Genomic DNA, 13906 nt, shown 5'->3' with positions numbered 1-13906 from the left:
TGGAAATTAGCGGCGCAGGCCGAGACGCTGAATCAGCGAACGGTAACGATGTACGTCCTCCTGCTCGAGGTACTTGAGCAGGCGACGGCGGCGGCCTCTGAGCAGAAGGAGGCTGCGGCGGCTGTGGTGGTCGTGCTTGTTCTTTATGAGGTGCTCAGAGAGTTGGCTAATTCGCCTGGTGAGCATCGCGACTTGGGTCTCGGGCGAGCTCGTGTCGGCCTCAATCTCTGCCAGACCGTACTCGGCCGGAATGGCCGTCCTCTGCTTGCGCGACTTGACCTTTTGCTCAACCGAACCGGCTGACGCAGCCTGCTGGCCGCCCGCAAGGTATTCATCAGCAACCCTTTGGACCCGCTCTACAGATTCGAGATATTGCTGTATAGCCGCATTCCCCGCGGGCCCGTTTACTAGGGCAAGGCGGGCAGCGGCGTCGCCAAGATCCGCGACGGCCAGCAACTCCTCGATGGCGATGTCCTCGGCAAACGGAGGCAGTACAGCTGCGGCTGCGCGGGCGGCCTTCGCTTCCTCCGACAGATGGTCGCCCGCGCCGAGGCCATCCGTGACGGATTGCGACGGGATACCGATGTGTTGATCGGCGGTCTCCCCCGACGCAGGACCTGTTCTTATCGCGCGCGAAACTGCATCGTTGTCGCTGTCCAGAACCCTGCGGGCCGCGGCCCTAGTTGCAGGAGCCGTGTTGGGGTTGTCGTAGACCTTTTGGGCGATCCTGCGGGCGGCCGTGAGCGACGTCGCCTCGTCGGCGTTCGCGAACGCGCGATCGAAAATGGTCATGCCTGCACACCCTCTGCATTGTTAAGTGCCCACTATCCATCATGACCCCGCTTCCGGCTCGTCACCAGCACGAGCCCGGTCGCCGGCACCGGAAGCAGTCGAAGCCGTGCCAAGTCCACCCTCCTCGAGCTTGTTGGCAAGCTCGACAGTGAACGCATCCCGCTGCTGCTCAATGAGCTGGATCAGGGCAGCATCATTCTCCGCCCTCGCTACTTGCTCAACGACCTCTAGCAGCGCGACGACGGTGTCGATGTTTTGTGTGGCCGCTTGATTGATTACCCAGGTGAATCGTTCCCAGAGCTGGCTCTGACGTTGCGCGGCGGCATCGACCGCCCGGGCGCTCTCCTCGTCTTTCCGTTGCTGTTGTCGTGCGCGCTCGTCCTTGTTCCGCGTGAGCGCCACCTGCCATGCCGCGACCACTGCTGCTGCGACCGCCGCCAGACCGGCGACACCTGGTGAGGTCACGAAAGCGCCGAGTCCGTGGCCGAACTGGTCCCAGAACCCGACGTTGTCCCCCCATGCGAGCACTGTGCGCATGAGCGAAGACGGTACGGGACCTTTGCCGGTCAGAGGCCCATGCGATGGGTGTGCTCGCGCTCGACACCGACGGTCTCGGCGCGGTGACCCTCCCGCACCTGCTGCGGATGCATGTCGGTGTGCAGCTCGTCGATCTGTTCGGCGAGTTGGCGGTGGGTCTGGCGTTGGGCGAGGCCCGCGTGGTCGGGTTCGGCGCCGATGGCGCTGTCGGTGGCGGTGATGTCGTGGTGGGCGCGGTAGGCGGCGACCTGGGCGGCGGTGTCGATCCAGGTGCGTCGTTCGGGCCCGTCGTCGGGGACTGGGCCGAGGTGGTCGGTCCACGCGGGCAGGTCGACCGCGGCGGTGCGTCCGGCGTCGCGGGTGGCGTCGCGGAGCGCTCGGTAGTGCTCGGTGGCGGTGGCGGCGAGGGTTTCGTCGACGTGGGCGGCGTCCAGGGGTGGCGGGGTGATCCAGGTGGGTGCGCCGGCGAAGTGGGCGGCCGCGGCGGTGGTGTGGTCGGGGCGCCACGCGGCGAGCAGCTCGGTCGCGGTTGCACCGGTCGGGTCGTTGACGCGGCGGGCGAGGAGCCCGGCGTGGTGGGCGGGGTCGATGCCGGTGTGGGTGTGGCGGGCGGCGAGGTCGTCGACGAGCTGCCGCCAGGCGGGGGAGTCGGCGGCAGCGGCGGCCGGGAACTGCGCGGCGAGCTCGGGGTGCTGAGCGAGCCACGAGCTGCGTCCGCTTTCCGCGTGCGCAGCGGTCGCCCGATCGAGCTGGCGGGCGAGAGTGGTGGCGTCGAGGGTGTCGCCGGCGTCGTCGCTCTGGGCGACGGCGTTGGTGATGGTGCGGCGCGGATCGGCGCCGAGGACGGCGGCGCGGGCGGCGGCCGCGCCCAGTCGGGCGGCGTCGGGATCGGTGCGCAGACGATCGCCCAGCTCGGCGGGTAGTTCGGCGGTGAGGTGGGCCAGGCGTGCTGCGGTGAGGTCGGCCAGCGCCCGGTCGTAGCGGTGCAGGGCGCCGCGCAGGCCGGTGCGGGTGTGGGTGGCGCGGTCGTGTTCGTCGGCCGCGGCGGCGGCGTAGTCGGCGAGTTCGTGGTCGGTGCCGGGGTGCCGCGGGGGCAGCGGCGGGAGGGCGTCGGGGGAGCGGTCGGGCCGCTCCGCGCCGGCGAGGCGGGCGACGAGGACCGCGGCGGCGTCGCGCGCGGCGTGGAGGTCCTCGGCGTCCCGGAGCAACGGGACGATGTTGACGCCGTGGTCGTGGAGGTCGGCCAGCGCCGCCCGCAGACGGGCGTGGGAGTCGGGGTGCGCCTCGCGGATGGTGGCGACCATCGACGCCGGCAGGGCGGTGTCGATGACGTGGGTGATGTAGGCGTCGCGCAGCAGTGTGTGGGCGGCGCGATAGTGGGTGGCCAGACGCTCGGGGTCGTCCGCAGCGGCCAGGGCGTCGCGCAGTTCGGTGGTCGCTGCGCGGTGGCCACCGTCGTTGTCGAGGGCTGCGCGGAGGACTTCGGTGGCGTCGGGGGCGCGGCCGGTGGGGTCGACGTGGACGCCTTCGGTGTCGATGGCGACGTTCTGGTCGGTGGGGACGTACAGGTGGTTGGCGGTGGCGCCGCGGGTGGTTTCGACGTAGAGCATCCGCTTGTTGGCGGTGATCGAGTGCAGGGCGCGGGCGATGTCGACGGTGACGCCCTGGGCGCGGTGCACGGTGACGGCGTAGCCGAGTTCGACGCTCTTGCGCACGTACGGCGCGGGCAGGGTGATGCGGCCGCGGTGGGTGATGTGGCGGACGGTCAGTGACCCGTCGGCGTGCACTGTCTGGACGGTCCACAGGTCGCCGTTGGCGACGGTGGCGCCCTTGCGGGTGCCGCCGACGGTGCGCAGGGAGGAGTCGTTGGTGCGGGTGACGATCTGGTCGCCGACGCCGGCGGAGTGCTGATCGCGCAACGGGGTGGTGGTGGCGGTGTCGGCGTGGCCGGTGGCGCGGTGGGCTTGTTGGACGGCGTAGTTGAGGTCGCGGACGTCCTCGACGGTGCCGGCCATGAGGACGCCGGTGGCGCCGCGGGCGGTGTCGGCGAGGTGGTCGGCGACGATGCGGGTCTTGAGTTCGTCGGTGGTGCCGTCGTGGATCCAGCCGCGGTCGGTGAACAGGGCGATGGCCTCGTGGTCGCCGTCGCGGACTTTCAAGGAGTTCTCGGCCTGGGCGGTGTCGTCGCCGAAGCGGACGACGTCGGTCAGGGCGGGGGCGTGGCTTTCGTCGGCCAGTAGACGGAACGCGCCACCGGTCTCGACGGCGTCGAGCTGGTAGGGGTCGCCGAGTCCGCAGACGATCGCGCCGCGCTCGCGGGCGATCTGGACCAGGGCGTGCAGGTCGGCGGTCGCGGCCATCGATGCCTCGTCGACGAGCAGCATCGTGCCGGGCCGGATCTCGGCGTCGAATCGGTCGGTGAGGGTGCCGGCGGGGATGCCCATGTGCTCGAGGCGGCCGCGGTAGGCGTAGGTGATCGCGGCGACCGAGGCACCGGTGGCACCGATCTCCGACCCCAGCAGGTCGGCTGCGGCCTTGGCGGGGGCGAGGGCGACGACGTTGCGTCCGGTCGCTTCCCACGCCCGCGCGGCGGCGCGCATGGCGGTCGTCTTGCCCGCACCGGCGGGCCCGACACCGACCCGCAGCAGCGGGCCGGAGGCGGTGAAGTGTTCGACCAGTGCGCGTTGTCCGGCGTTGAGTTCGCGGCCGGACTCACCGGCGAGGCGGGCGCATTCGGCGTCGATGACGTCGCGGGTGACGATGTGCGCGGTCGGGGTGCGGGTGGCCTCGATGAGGTCGCCTTCGGCGGCGAGGATGCGGTTGGAGGTGTGCAGCAGCTCGCCGTGGCGGGTCAGCTGCGACTCACCGTTGGCGCGTTGCAGTGCCGCGGGGGTGGCCGCGAACTCCGGTGTCGCGAGGGCGATCGTGCGGGCCCGGGCGGCGGTGATGGTGTCCTCGATCGCCGCCCGTCGACCGTCGTCGGTGGCGAACCGCATCGGCGCGATGTGCGCTTCGACCGCTGCCCGCAGGGTCGGCTCGGTCCAGGTGGCGCGGCGATCTTCTAGCCGTGAGACGACGCGGGCGGCTTCGAAATCGGGGTGGGTGAACGTCGGGGTGTGCTCGGCGGTGGGGGACAGGGCGCGGGCGATCATCGCCTCGACCGCGGCCTGCGACCCGAGGTGCTCGATGGCCTTCTCCCGCCACCCGGCGCGCATCTGAGCCAGGCTGCGGTGCGGCGCTTTGCCTTCGCGGGTGTCGAGGGTGGCCTGTTGGAACAGGGCGTAGCTGGTGCGGTCCGAGGGCATCTTGCCGTGCCGGTCGCGGTGCTCGCGGACGAGTTGGTCGTGGCGGGCCTCGATCTCGGTGCGCCGCGAGGAGAACATCTCGCGCAGCGACTCGTCGACGCCGGCGACCTCGAGGACGGGCTGCTTGCCCTCACCCATCGCCCGGGCGGTGACCGCGACACCGAGGCGGGCGCGCAGCTCGGCCATGATCCGCGCGTTGTAGCGCTGGGAGGCGGCGACGGCGTGGCGGTGCAGGGCCTTGGAGTCCACCGATCGCCACACCCCGTCGGTGCCTTGCACCTTCACCGACACCGTGGCGTGGGTGTGGAAGTTGGGGTCACCGGAGCGGTTGTCGAAGTGGTCGAACATCGCGACGGTGATGCCGCGGGTGTCGATCTGGCGTTCACCGGCCGTGCCGGTGCGGGTGTAGATCGCCTCGTGTTGCAGCCATTCCAGGGCGTCGGTGACCGCGGCATGGTGGGCGTCGGTGACCGCGGCGCGCACGTGGTCCTCGCCCAGGCCCCACAGCACCGACACCGACTTGGCGGGGGTGAACACGAGGTCGAACCCGGCCACGGGCTGGCGGACCTTGTTCTTCTCGTTGACCATCCACGACGCGAGTTCCCGGTCGGTGCGCAGCGGGCGGCCGCGTTCGGCGGTGAACAGCTCGTCGGCGACGTCGCGTTCGATGGCGTGCCGCTCGGCCAGCGTGGGCCGGTGGCCGTGGGTGTTGGTGTAGCGCTTGATCGCTGCGTCGGAGCGCACCAGCAACGGGATCTCGTTGGCGAACGCCGGGAACTTGCGGCCCAGCCGGGCGGTCTTGATCGCGTCCTCGGCGGACATGCCGTCCTCGATGAGGTGGGCGATCAGGGCGTCGGCGTTGGGGTGCAACCCCTCACCGAACAACGCCTTCATCTGCGCCTCCTCGACCCGGCCACCCACGGCCAGGGCGGGGTGATCGTGGCCGATCAGCCCATCCGGGTCGGCCAGCGCCTTCAAGCCCTCGCCCCACCACACACCCGGCGGGGTGCCCGCCGCGGTGTAGTAGTCGGCCAGTGATTGGCCCTCCTCGAGGAGCCGGTCGCCGGAGGCGACCTGCTCGGTGAGGTAGCTGTAGCCGTCGCCGGCGTGCAGCACGTGCAGGGTCATCACGCGGCCCAGCGTAGCCCGCACAGACCGGGCAGGCACCGCCAAGTCAGAACATCTGCCAGAGGTATGTCGGATCTTTCTGGGTGGGGCACGTCAGTGGCCCTGGGAGGGTGGCTGCGAGCTGGTCGACGTCGATGGGTGCGGATGCGGATGAACGAAGGTGAGGACGAGGAAGCGGGGTGCAGAGATGGCAGTGCAGCGAGCGGGGTGAACCTTCCTGGGTGTGTGCAGACCGTTCCCGTGTCCCGGGGCAACGAGGTCTGCCAGAGCACCCCGGGGGCCGCGTGGCGGCGCTGACAGCGCCGGCGGGGGGCCGGTATTCTGTGGCTGCCATCGGCCGGAGGGTCGGGAGGAATGGCGCGTGAGATCCCGGAGGATCCGCCATGCCCTCGACCGGTACCAAAGTGTCTGCACGCTCCAAGGCCCGCGAGAAGCTCGCCGCGGCCCGCGAGGCCCAGCGACAGCGTGAGGCGCTCGCCGAGCAGAACCTCGCGACGCTGCTGTCGGCGGACGACGTGATTGCCAAGGCCCGCAGAACCCAGCAGAGGGCGATCGACGCCGCGCAGGCGTCCTACGACGCCGCGGTCGCGGCGGCGGGGAAGGTGTTCGAGTCGGCGACCGCCGCGGCGCGTGCCGAACAGGCCGCCGCCGCGGCCGCGATGAAGGACGCTGGCGAAACCATTGCCACGATCGCCGAACTGGCTGACCTCTCGCCCCGCGAGGTCAGCGCACTCATCCGTGAACACACCGACGGCCGCCCGGCCGCGGGAGACGACACGACCAGCAGCGACGATCCGGCGTCGGGCACGCCCGGCAACGCCATCGACCCGGACGGCGACTCGCAGGAGTCCGAGTCCGCGGCGGCCGATGACTCAGCGCCGTCACCGACACCCGGCGACGACACCGGTGACGTCAGCGACGACGCCGGACAGCGGGAGTGGGCGGGAGCCACGGCATGACAGTCCGCGTGCTTCGGCACGCGGCCGCGACGGCGATGCTGTGCGCGGCGACCGGCATGGTCGCCGCGTGCGGCACGCCGGTTCCGCCGACCGACGCCGGCGCCGCCCCCGCGGTGACGGCCAGCTCCGCAGCGGGCATGCGGCAGGACGCGACAGTGGTGCGGGCGATCGACGGCGACACGCTGCTCGTGCGCGTCGATGACCGCACCCAGCGGGTGCGGCTGATCGGGGTCGACACCCCCGAGACGGTGAAACCCGATACGCCGGTGCAGTGCTGGGGCAAGCAGGCGAGCGCGCACACCGCCGCGCGCGCCGGCCGCGGCACCGCGGTCACCCTCGAGTCCGATCCGGTCGCCGGTCGGCACGACCGCTACGGCCGGACGCTGGCGTATGTGTGGCTGCCCGACGGCATCATGCTCGACGAGGAACTGATCGCCGAGGGCTACGGCCGTGAGTACGACTACGCCGACCAGCCCTACCGGTACCGGCCGCAGCTGCGCGCCGCCCAGGACGCGGCCCGCGCCGCGGGCCGCGGGTTGTGGTCGGCATGCCCGCAGTGAATACGGCGAGCCATTCTGCATCTGTCGTACGTCGGTGCAACGCTCAACTCAGCAACAGACCTACGACAGGAAGGGGTCGGCGATGAACGGCCTACTGATGCTCGCCGGCATCGTCGTTCTTGCCGGCATCCTCACCTGGGGGATGGGCTCGGTCATCTTGCGCGTCGTCGGGATCCTCGCCGTCATCGACGGCGTCGGCGGCGTCATCATCCGCGCTGGCATCGTGACCCACTGGAACGGCCTTGAGATCGTTGTCGGCCTGGCGATGTGGATGGCCGGGCACTGGCTCTACGCCGCGAAGTACGGGGCGTGGCGCTCGATCGCCGGCCGCGCACCGTGGAAGCTGCCGGTGCTATCAGTGCTCGCGCCGGTGCCGGTCCGATGACAGCGCAGGCGGCTGCGCGTGACCCTCTGCTCGCTGCACGGCGGGAACTGGTTCGCGCCACCTTCGATGAAGCGGTGGCGCACCTCGGCTCGAACCGTCAGCCACCCGCCCTTCGTATCGAGCGCGGGAAGCGCGGCTCGTGGCGCGGACGCTATGACGAGCGGTCCAACACCGTTCACATCTGCGAGACAGGGTTCGTTGCCGACCCCGCCGTGCCCGCCGACGCACTTCGGTTCGTCGTCGCGCACGAGGTGGGCCATTGGTCCGATCCCGACCTCACACGTCAGAGTCGCCGCGCGATCCTCTGCATGCTTCCGCCGGTGGTTGCGTTCGCCGCTGCGCTCATCGTCCTGATCGCGTCTGTCTTGCCCGACCCAGGCGCCCCGCCGCCGTGGTTCGGATTCACCATCGCGGGCGTAGCCGCCCTTGCGCTGGTGTGTTTGGTTCCGTTCGCCTACTTCAAGCATCCGACGGAGTTCTACGCGGACGCCGCGGCGGCCAGGGTTGTTGGCCGCGATGCGGCGCTTCGGTCGATGCGAGCTGAGACCAACTCCCGCTTTCCGTCGTACACGCACCCGCGGTGGTCGACAAGGATCGCGCGCGTCGAGCAGCTGAGTGTCTCGGAACGCCGCCGAGCGGTGGACGGCTCAGGCGCGGCGGATTGCGCGGGCGAATAACTCTTCGTCGGTGATGCGGCCGAGGATTACGTCGATCTGGTCGGCGATGTCGTCGCGCGTCGGTTTCCAACCCTCCAACACGTTGTTGGAGATCGCGTTGTGCAGCGCGCGGGCTTGGCGGTCGTCGAGTTGGGCGAACAGCTCGGGGTAGGCGCGCGGCCACCCCAGGACGGCGACGTCGGGGGAGAGGGCCATCAGTTCGCCTTTCGTGCGGCACTGGTGCCGTCGTCGGATCGGGTTCGCGTCTGGCAGGCAACCGCGCCCACACCGCGGCTGACGTGCTCGCGCCACCGGATGACGCTGGCGGTCCTAGACGGACAGCATCACCAGCAGCACGCCGGCCAGAATTAGCACTGCCGCCGCGATGTACCCGGTGGCGACACGGGGGTCGCCGGACTGTACGAGTCCACCGCGGCGGACAGCGACCAGGGCGGGCACGATGAGGACTCCCACAACGATCATGGCCACCCAGGCGTAGAGCCCGCCGTGGAGGAAATCGGCGACAGCCGAGGGCTCTTTCGGGTTGATCTCGATGCCGTCGCTGGCGGTGGTGTGCACGGTTGATCGGATCATGGTGCGCTCCTCGGGTCAGGTGGCGTGGGTGGCATGGGGGTGCGACAGGCTGGCGGGGTCGTCGAACAGGCACAGTTGGTCGCGGGCGGCGAGCTCGTCGACGTGTGCGAGGTAGGCGGTGTGTGCGCGTTGGACGTAGACCTGGGGCTCGGCGAGCTGGTCGGCGATCGCCGGCCAGGACAGGCCGGTCGCGCGGAGATCTTCGGCGGCCCGGCCGAGGTCGAGATCGTCGGCGTCGACGTCGGCGGGGTGGGTGTCGGTGCTCATGCGGTCTGCCGCTGGGCGCCGCGGCCGAACTGGCGGTCGCGTTGTCGGGTGTTTAGTCCGCCCCAGATCCCGAACCGCTCATCGCGTTCGAGGGCGGCGTCGAGGCACTCACCTTGCACGGGGCACTGGTTGCAGAGCCGGGCGGCGTTCTTGGAGTGTTCGCCCTTCTCGGGGAACCACAGCTCGGGGTCGACCTCGCGGCAGATCGCGTCTGCTTCCCAGTCGGCGGGTTCGTCGATCGGTGTGGGCATGGGTCAGTCCTCCTCGGCGCGGTCGCGGGTGAGTGTTTGCCGGCGGGCCATCCAGTCGGCCTCGGCGCGTTGCTGGAAGCGGGTGAGCTGTGCCCAGCAGTCGCCGAGCTCCTCGACGGATGCCTCGAGGCGGTGCTGCTCCATGCGGCGCAGGAGGCCGGTGTAGCCGCGGCGATACCAGGCGTCGAGGAGGTGCACGGCGAGCGGGAGCATTCCGGCGGTCGTAGTGATGGGCCGGTCGAGTGGGGCGGTCAGCGTCACCAGCGCGGACATCACGAGCTGTCCACTGCCTCCGCGGAGTGCACCGGTCTCGGACAGGCGCGCTCGCACGAGGATCGGGGTGGGGTCGTTGCCGGCGGCGGCGACTTCGGCGATCGCTGCGGCGATGGTGGCGTGCACGGGACGGTAGAAGTGACGGGCCTCGACGGCGGCCAGGATGCGGCGGGCGCTGTGCTGGTCGGTCCACATGAGTGCGGTCAGCAGGGTTGCTTCGACGTCAGCGGCAACGGAGATCTCGGTGTCGGGGTCATCGCCCAGGGCGCCGGCGTAGACGGTGGGGTCGGTGACGCGGCTGTCGTCGAGCCCGGTGGGTTCCTCAAGCAGGGCTGCGGTCATGTCGTCGCCACCTCCTTCGGGCTTTGACTGGTCAGTGTCGTTGTCGGGCATCGGGCCTCCCGGGTGCTGCTGGTCATGCGGCGGCCGCCGCGAGTGCCTTGATGCGGTCGGGCCGGAAGCCGGACCAGTGGTCGTCGCCGGCCACCACGACCGGGGCGGCCAGGTAACCCAGGCTCAACACGTAATCCCGTGCGGAGTCGTCTTCGGTGATGTCGACAACCTCGTAGGCGACGCCGGCCTTGTCGAGGGCCTTGTAGGTGGCGTTGCACTGCACGCACGCGGGCTTGGTGTAAACGGTGACAGTCATGGCGTCGGGTCCTTTGTTCGTTGGGTTCGACTGCATTTCCTCTTGCCTTCTATTGTCGCATGTAAAGCGTTGCGCTGCAATACTTCTAGCCCATTTATCCCATTGTTACGAACGGTGTCCGCAGCATTGTTGGGAGGCATTCTTGGCCTCATTTCCTGATATTCGGCGAGGGCGTGCGGGCGGTGGGAGGTGTCCAGTTGCGGGGTGCGAGAAATGGCCGCGAAATAAGGGAGCGGATGCGACCGCGTGGGCATTTGTTGTGCCGCGTCTGCTTGACGCCGGACACCGGCCGTGGGTCATCATCGGCCGATCAGGGGATGACACCGGAGGTAGGTTGGCCCGTATGGATGAACCGAATCGGGCGACAGCCGGGGACCTGGTGTTCGGGTTTTGGCTGTGGGTCGCGTTGTCGGCGTTCGTGTTCGCCGCCCTCTGGTTCTGGGGCGCCCTTCTCGGCGACTGGACTGTCGGCCGCGTAGCCGCCTTTACCGCTGTAATCGTGGTTATTGCAGCGGTGTTCGGCCTGGCCCGGGCAGGTTGGCGCCGGTGGCGCCGCGATGGCCCTGGCGCGTGAGGTACATGCCGGTAGCGGCCCCACCCGTGTTCGGGTGGGGCCGCTGGCGTTCACCGGCTGTAGGGGTTGAGTGGGTCGAAGTCGTTCGGCCCGGCCCAGGCCCCGGCGTCGACGAGCTGGGGCTCGTCGTGGGGGATGGGTCCTTCGGGTGACCAGACTCCGGTCTCGAGGGTGATGCTGCCGTCGGGGTGGTGGCGGTAGGTGGAGTAGGTGCCGGAGTGGAATCGGTTGCTGGCCATGATGGGTGCTCCTTGTTCGGTGGGCGTTGACGCCGCCGATTGGGGCTGGCCGGGGTGGCCGGTCAACCCCGTAGAGCGCAGGGACCGGAACCGACTTCGGCTGCGAGCGTAGCGAGTGCGGGTGGCTGGGGTCGGTGGAGCGCGTGGGCGTAGCGCAGCGGAGAACACGCGAGTGTCCCGGAGTGTGGGTTGACCGGTCGGGGCCCCGGCCAGCCACGATGAGAAGGCGCGCGCCCCTGTGGTGACCACAGGAGCGACAGCTGTAGGCGGGCAGGCTCGATGCCTGCCCGCCTGCACCGCCCGTCCTCACCGCGGCGTCGACGTCGGCCGGTGCCCGGTGAGCTTGTGGTAGCCGATGGTGTCGGTCCACGAGCCGCCGACGATCGAGGGGATGCTGACGGTCTTGGGGTTGGCGCGGCGGACGGTGAACCACTGCCCGCGGTAGAGGACCTGGTCGCCGGGGTGGATGGTGTCGCGGCTGTAGTCGCCGGTCTGGCCTGCGGCGATCTGCTGTCGGCGGATCTCGGCCCAGTAGGCGATGTCCTCGGCGCGGGCGGCCATCCGGGCGGTGAGCAGGTCGCGGCGCTCCCCGGTCGCGGGCGTGCGGGAGTCGACGACTTTCGTCCCGTCGCCGGTGGTGAAGAGGGTGCGGGTGTGTCCGTCGAGCTCGCGTTGGTCGGCGCGCTGCTCGGCCTCGAGTCCGTCGATGCGGTTCTTCACGGTTTCGGGGTTGTACCGGCGATCGGTGGCCCGGGAAGCGACGTCGGCGCGTCGAGCTGCTTCGCCGGCGTCCCGTTCGGCCGCGACCGCACGTCCCATCGCCTGCTGTGCTTTCTCGATCCCGCGCCGGTGGCGGTGTTCGGAGTGGTGGCCGATCTTGATCGGCTCCCCACCGGGAGGCAGTGCGGCGGTGGCGCGGCGGTCGGCCTCCCATGCCGCGTCGGCCTGGTCCCGGCGGCGGTCGGCTGTGGCGGCCAGGGCGTCGGCGCGGTCGCGGGCCCGGGTGGCGCGGTCGGCCTCGACGGTCGCGGGGTCGCGGTGGGTGTCGTCGATGATGACCTCGACGGTGTGGCCGGCTGCCCGCAGCGCGGCGGCGGCCTGCTCGATCCGTACCCGTTGGGGGTCGCGGTCGCGGCTGCCGGCGATGCCCCACTGTCCGAGGGTGCGGAACCACCGGAAGCCGGCCGTTCTCAGGATGGTGTTGGTGCCGTCGCCGCGGGTGGTGCCCTCGACGAGGGTTCCGTCGGTCGGGGTGTGGGTGATCGTGATGGTCATCGGGGGGTCTCCTGGTCGTGTCGGTTGGGCTCGTCGACGTCGTCGAGGGGCTCGGTGATGTGGGTGGCTCGGTGGCCGCAGGCGTGGCAGTCGACGAACAGGCCCCAGTCGTGACGGGTCCACTCGGTGTGGGAGTCGCAGTCGGGGCAGTGGCTGTCGGGGATCACGGTGGCCCGGCCGCCGTCGGCGGTGATCACCGACAGTGAGATCCGTTCGCGGGGTGGGGACATGGTCAATCTCCGATCGAGACGAAGTCGTGGCGGCCGCAGCCGGGGCAGTCGGAGGCGTTGCCCCACGCCTCTTGGGTCCACACGGTGTGGGTGTCGCAGTCGCGGCAGTGGCCTTGGCGGCAGGCGGGGTCGCCGCACGGCGGGACGTAGCTGTCCCGGCCGGGAGCGGTGGTGGTGGTGGTGGTGGTGGGGTCGCTCATCGTGTTGTCTCCTCGGGGGTGGTCTCCGCGGCGAGCAGGGCTCGCAGGCGGGCGAATTGTTCGTCGGTGATGGGTTCGGCCGGCGGCCGGACGCCGGGGTCGTTCTGGGCGGCGCTGTAGGTGTCGTGCCATCCGCCGCGGCCACGGGAGTAGCGGATGGGTGCGCGGCCGCTCACGGGTGGTTGATCCGGTGGCGGGCGGCGAGCTCGGCGCGCGTGACCGCGAGGGGAACAGCTCTGGCGGTGATGAGCCAGCTCGGGCCGCGGTCGTAGTCGGGCAGACGTCGGATCGTCATATCCCGCAGCGCGTCGCAGAACCGGGCGGCCTCACTGGTCGGCCAGGTCTCGGTCTCGCACGCCTGGTGGGTGTAGCCGTTGATCGCTCGCAGGATCTCGACCGGGGACCACTCGGCGCGGGGCTGCTGGTAGCTGTAGACGTAGGTGTTCTCTCCGCCCCAGCTCGCGGCGATGCTGGCGGCGTTGGCGTCGAGGAGCATCTGTCCGACCGCGTCGACCGTGGCCGGGCGCAGCTCGCGGTAGCGGGTGCCGTTGGGTTCGGCGATCCCGTTGCTGACACTCGGCGCGGTGGTGTCGGGGGTGGTCCAGCGCAGGACGAACGCGCCGCGCGGCAGTCCGGCGTGGATCAGGACGTGCAGGTGTTCGGGGTCGACCAGCTCAACACTCACGGTGGGGTCCTCTCGACAGGTGACGGACCCGTTGTCCGCCAACTTTTTTGCCCTTCTGGCAAGGGAGATAAAGACCGGCGCAGGAGGACAGAGCGCCACCCCGCGATCGGGAAAGTTCTCGTGCGAGCGCAGCGAGTACGGGACGGGAAGTTTCCCGACCCCTCGGGGCGGAACGTCGCGGGGTTGCGTGGCGGACGACGCCGGTCACGATCGGACGGCCAGAAGGGCAAAACCCCCGACAGGGCAATCGGTCTGCGCGGCCGCAGGCCGCTCCGATGAGGACACTGCCCGGGCCGGCAGGCCCGGTCCGCTGCTTGGTCGCGGCGCGACCACCGCCGGCGGGCGCA

Annotated in this window: 20 protein-coding genes; 5 read left to right on the top strand and 15 right to left on the bottom strand. The window is 70.4% G+C overall.

The annotated features are described in order from the left end of the window. Positions 1 to 6: 6 nt before the first annotated feature. The 3 genes from rpsO to mobF form a co-directional block, all read right to left on the bottom strand. Complete coding sequence (gene rpsO, locus LX12_RS21340) at positions 7 to 252, bottom strand: 30S ribosomal protein S15 (RefSeq protein ID WP_253656661.1); 246 nt, start codon at positions 250 to 252, stop codon at positions 7 to 9. Positions 253 to 831: 579 nt separating this feature from the next. After that, positions 832 to 1329 (bottom strand): hypothetical protein, encoded by a 498-nt coding sequence (locus tag LX12_RS21335; RefSeq protein ID WP_253656633.1) that lies wholly within the window; start codon positions 1327 to 1329, stop codon positions 832 to 834. Positions 1330 to 1358: 29 nt separating this feature from the next. Beyond that, positions 1359 to 5762, bottom strand: a complete 4404-nt coding sequence (mobF, locus tag LX12_RS22105) for a MobF family relaxase (protein WP_301284965.1) — start codon at positions 5760 to 5762, stop codon at positions 1359 to 1361. Positions 5763 to 6145: 383 nt separating this feature from the next. Here mobF and LX12_RS21325 point away from each other — a divergent pair, with 383 nt between their 5' ends. The 4 genes from LX12_RS21325 to LX12_RS21310 all read left to right on the top strand — a co-directional run bounded on the left by LX12_RS21325 (position 6146) and on the right by LX12_RS21310 (position 8343). Beyond that, on the top strand, positions 6146 to 6721 hold the full coding sequence (locus tag LX12_RS21325) for a hypothetical protein (RefSeq protein ID WP_253656632.1): 576 nt from the start codon (positions 6146 to 6148) through the stop codon (positions 6719 to 6721). Continuing rightward, a complete protein-coding gene (locus tag LX12_RS21320) occupies positions 6718 to 7281 on the top strand; it encodes a thermonuclease family protein (protein ID WP_253656631.1) in 564 nt (187 codons plus the stop codon). Before LX12_RS21325 ends, LX12_RS21320 begins: the two co-directional genes overlap by 4 nt. Positions 7282 to 7363: 82 nt before the next feature. After that, positions 7364 to 7666 carry a hypothetical protein gene (locus LX12_RS21315; RefSeq protein WP_253656630.1) on the top strand — a complete coding sequence of 101 codons (303 nt, stop codon included), beginning with the start codon at positions 7364 to 7366 and terminating at the stop codon, positions 7664 to 7666. Then, positions 7663 to 8343, top strand: coding sequence for a M48 family metalloprotease (locus LX12_RS21310; RefSeq protein WP_253656629.1), 681 nt, complete (start codon positions 7663 to 7665; stop codon positions 8341 to 8343). Before LX12_RS21315 ends, LX12_RS21310 begins: the two co-directional genes overlap by 4 nt. Here the strand turns inward: LX12_RS21310 and LX12_RS21305 are convergent. From LX12_RS21305 to nrdH, 6 genes are all read right to left on the bottom strand, one after another. Further along, on the bottom strand, positions 8314 to 8538 hold the full coding sequence (locus LX12_RS21305; protein WP_253656628.1) for an antitoxin VbhA family protein: 225 nt from the start codon (positions 8536 to 8538) through the stop codon (positions 8314 to 8316). The two genes, LX12_RS21310 and LX12_RS21305, sit on opposite strands and share 30 nt — an antisense overlap. 114 nt (positions 8539 to 8652) lie before the next feature. Then, positions 8653 to 8916: a hypothetical protein gene (locus LX12_RS21300; RefSeq protein WP_253656627.1), complete on the bottom strand. Its 264-nt coding sequence runs from the start codon at positions 8914 to 8916 to the stop codon at positions 8653 to 8655. A gap of 15 nt (positions 8917 to 8931) precedes the next feature. Beyond that, on the bottom strand, positions 8932 to 9183 hold the full coding sequence (locus tag LX12_RS21295) for a hypothetical protein (protein ID WP_253656626.1): 252 nt from the start codon (positions 9181 to 9183) through the stop codon (positions 8932 to 8934). Beyond that, the gene (locus tag LX12_RS21290) at positions 9180 to 9434 is read right to left on the bottom strand and encodes a WhiB family transcriptional regulator (protein ID WP_253656625.1); all 255 of its coding nucleotides are present in this window, start codon (positions 9432 to 9434) and stop codon (positions 9180 to 9182) included. The genes LX12_RS21295 and LX12_RS21290 overlap by 4 nt, the downstream gene beginning before the upstream one ends. A 3-nt stretch (positions 9435 to 9437) precedes the next feature. Continuing rightward, positions 9438 to 10049 carry a DnaB-like helicase N-terminal domain-containing protein gene (locus LX12_RS21285; protein WP_253656624.1) on the bottom strand — a complete coding sequence of 204 codons (612 nt, stop codon included), beginning with the start codon at positions 10047 to 10049 and terminating at the stop codon, positions 9438 to 9440. A gap of 73 nt (positions 10050 to 10122) precedes the next feature. Beyond that, positions 10123 to 10356 (bottom strand): glutaredoxin-like protein NrdH, encoded by a 234-nt coding sequence (gene nrdH / locus LX12_RS21280; protein WP_253656623.1) that lies wholly within the window; start codon positions 10354 to 10356, stop codon positions 10123 to 10125. Positions 10357 to 10699: 343 nt separating this feature from the next. On the opposite strand from nrdH, the gene LX12_RS21275 reads away from it, so the two are divergent. Then, entirely contained in the window at positions 10700 to 10930 is a 231-nt protein-coding gene (locus LX12_RS21275) for a hypothetical protein (RefSeq protein WP_253656622.1), read from the top strand. A 50-nt stretch (positions 10931 to 10980) separates the two neighbouring features. Here LX12_RS21275 and LX12_RS21270 read toward each other — a convergent pair whose 3' ends face one another. The 6 genes from LX12_RS21270 to LX12_RS21245 all read right to left on the bottom strand — a co-directional run bounded on the left by LX12_RS21270 (position 10981) and on the right by LX12_RS21245 (position 13559). Continuing rightward, the gene (locus LX12_RS21270; protein WP_253656621.1) at positions 10981 to 11169 is read right to left on the bottom strand and encodes a hypothetical protein; all 189 of its coding nucleotides are present in this window, start codon (positions 11167 to 11169) and stop codon (positions 10981 to 10983) included. A gap of 306 nt (positions 11170 to 11475) precedes the next feature. Continuing rightward, on the bottom strand, positions 11476 to 12444 hold the full coding sequence (locus LX12_RS21265) for a DUF3560 domain-containing protein (RefSeq protein WP_253656620.1): 969 nt from the start codon (positions 12442 to 12444) through the stop codon (positions 11476 to 11478). Next, a complete protein-coding gene (locus tag LX12_RS21260) occupies positions 12441 to 12674 on the bottom strand; it encodes a hypothetical protein (RefSeq protein ID WP_253656619.1) in 234 nt (77 codons plus the stop codon). Before LX12_RS21260 ends, LX12_RS21265 begins: the two co-directional genes overlap by 4 nt. Positions 12675 to 12676: 2 nt before the next feature. Beyond that, a complete protein-coding gene (locus LX12_RS21255) occupies positions 12677 to 12874 on the bottom strand; it encodes a hypothetical protein (RefSeq protein WP_253656618.1) in 198 nt (65 codons plus the stop codon). Next, the gene (locus LX12_RS21250; RefSeq protein ID WP_253656617.1) at positions 12871 to 13050 is read right to left on the bottom strand and encodes a hypothetical protein; all 180 of its coding nucleotides are present in this window, start codon (positions 13048 to 13050) and stop codon (positions 12871 to 12873) included. Before LX12_RS21250 ends, LX12_RS21255 begins: the two co-directional genes overlap by 4 nt. Beyond that, positions 13047 to 13559: a hypothetical protein gene (locus LX12_RS21245; RefSeq protein ID WP_253656616.1), complete on the bottom strand. Its 513-nt coding sequence runs from the start codon at positions 13557 to 13559 to the stop codon at positions 13047 to 13049. Before LX12_RS21245 ends, LX12_RS21250 begins: the two co-directional genes overlap by 4 nt. Positions 13560 to 13906 lie beyond the last annotated feature (347 nt).

The sequence above is a fragment of the Williamsia serinedens genome (assembly GCF_024171725.1).
In the GTDB taxonomy this organism is placed as follows: domain Bacteria; phylum Actinomycetota; class Actinomycetes; order Mycobacteriales; family Mycobacteriaceae; genus Williamsia_A; species Williamsia_A serinedens.
Note: the sequence above shows the minus strand (reverse complement) of the source record. Positions and strands in the feature narration are given on the sequence as shown.

Coding starts and splice junctions, on each gene's coding strand:
- LX12_RS21335 (WP_253656633.1), bottom strand. CDS start 1,329: ATGCGCACAGTGCTCGCATGGGGGGACAACGTCGGGTTCTGGGACCAG.
- mobF (WP_301284965.1), bottom strand. CDS start 5,762: ATGACCCTGCACGTGCTGCACGCCGGCGACGGCTACAGCTACCTCACC.
- LX12_RS21325 (WP_253656632.1), top strand. CDS start 6,146: ATGCCCTCGACCGGTACCAAAGTGTCTGCACGCTCCAAGGCCCGCGAG.
- LX12_RS21320 (WP_253656631.1), top strand. CDS start 6,718: ATGACAGTCCGCGTGCTTCGGCACGCGGCCGCGACGGCGATGCTGTGC.
- LX12_RS21315 (WP_253656630.1), top strand. CDS start 7,364: ATGAACGGCCTACTGATGCTCGCCGGCATCGTCGTTCTTGCCGGCATC.
- LX12_RS21310 (WP_253656629.1), top strand. CDS start 7,663: ATGACAGCGCAGGCGGCTGCGCGTGACCCTCTGCTCGCTGCACGGCGG.
- LX12_RS21305 (WP_253656628.1), bottom strand. CDS start 8,538: ATGGCCCTCTCCCCCGACGTCGCCGTCCTGGGGTGGCCGCGCGCCTAC.
- LX12_RS21300 (WP_253656627.1), bottom strand. CDS start 8,916: ATGATCCGATCAACCGTGCACACCACCGCCAGCGACGGCATCGAGATC.
- LX12_RS21295 (WP_253656626.1), bottom strand. CDS start 9,183: ATGAGCACCGACACCCACCCCGCCGACGTCGACGCCGACGATCTCGAC.
- LX12_RS21290 (WP_253656625.1), bottom strand. CDS start 9,434: ATGCCCACACCGATCGACGAACCCGCCGACTGGGAAGCAGACGCGATC.
- LX12_RS21285 (WP_253656624.1), bottom strand. CDS start 10,049: ATGACCGCAGCCCTGCTTGAGGAACCCACCGGGCTCGACGACAGCCGC.
- nrdH (WP_253656623.1), bottom strand. CDS start 10,356: ATGACTGTCACCGTTTACACCAAGCCCGCGTGCGTGCAGTGCAACGCC.
- LX12_RS21275 (WP_253656622.1), top strand. CDS start 10,700: ATGGATGAACCGAATCGGGCGACAGCCGGGGACCTGGTGTTCGGGTTT.
- LX12_RS21270 (WP_253656621.1), bottom strand. CDS start 11,169: ATGGCCAGCAACCGATTCCACTCCGGCACCTACTCCACCTACCGCCAC.
- LX12_RS21265 (WP_253656620.1), bottom strand. CDS start 12,444: ATGACCATCACGATCACCCACACCCCGACCGACGGAACCCTCGTCGAG.
- LX12_RS21260 (WP_253656619.1), bottom strand. CDS start 12,674: ATGTCCCCACCCCGCGAACGGATCTCACTGTCGGTGATCACCGCCGAC.
- LX12_RS21255 (WP_253656618.1), bottom strand. CDS start 12,874: ATGAGCGACCCCACCACCACCACCACCACCACCGCTCCCGGCCGGGAC.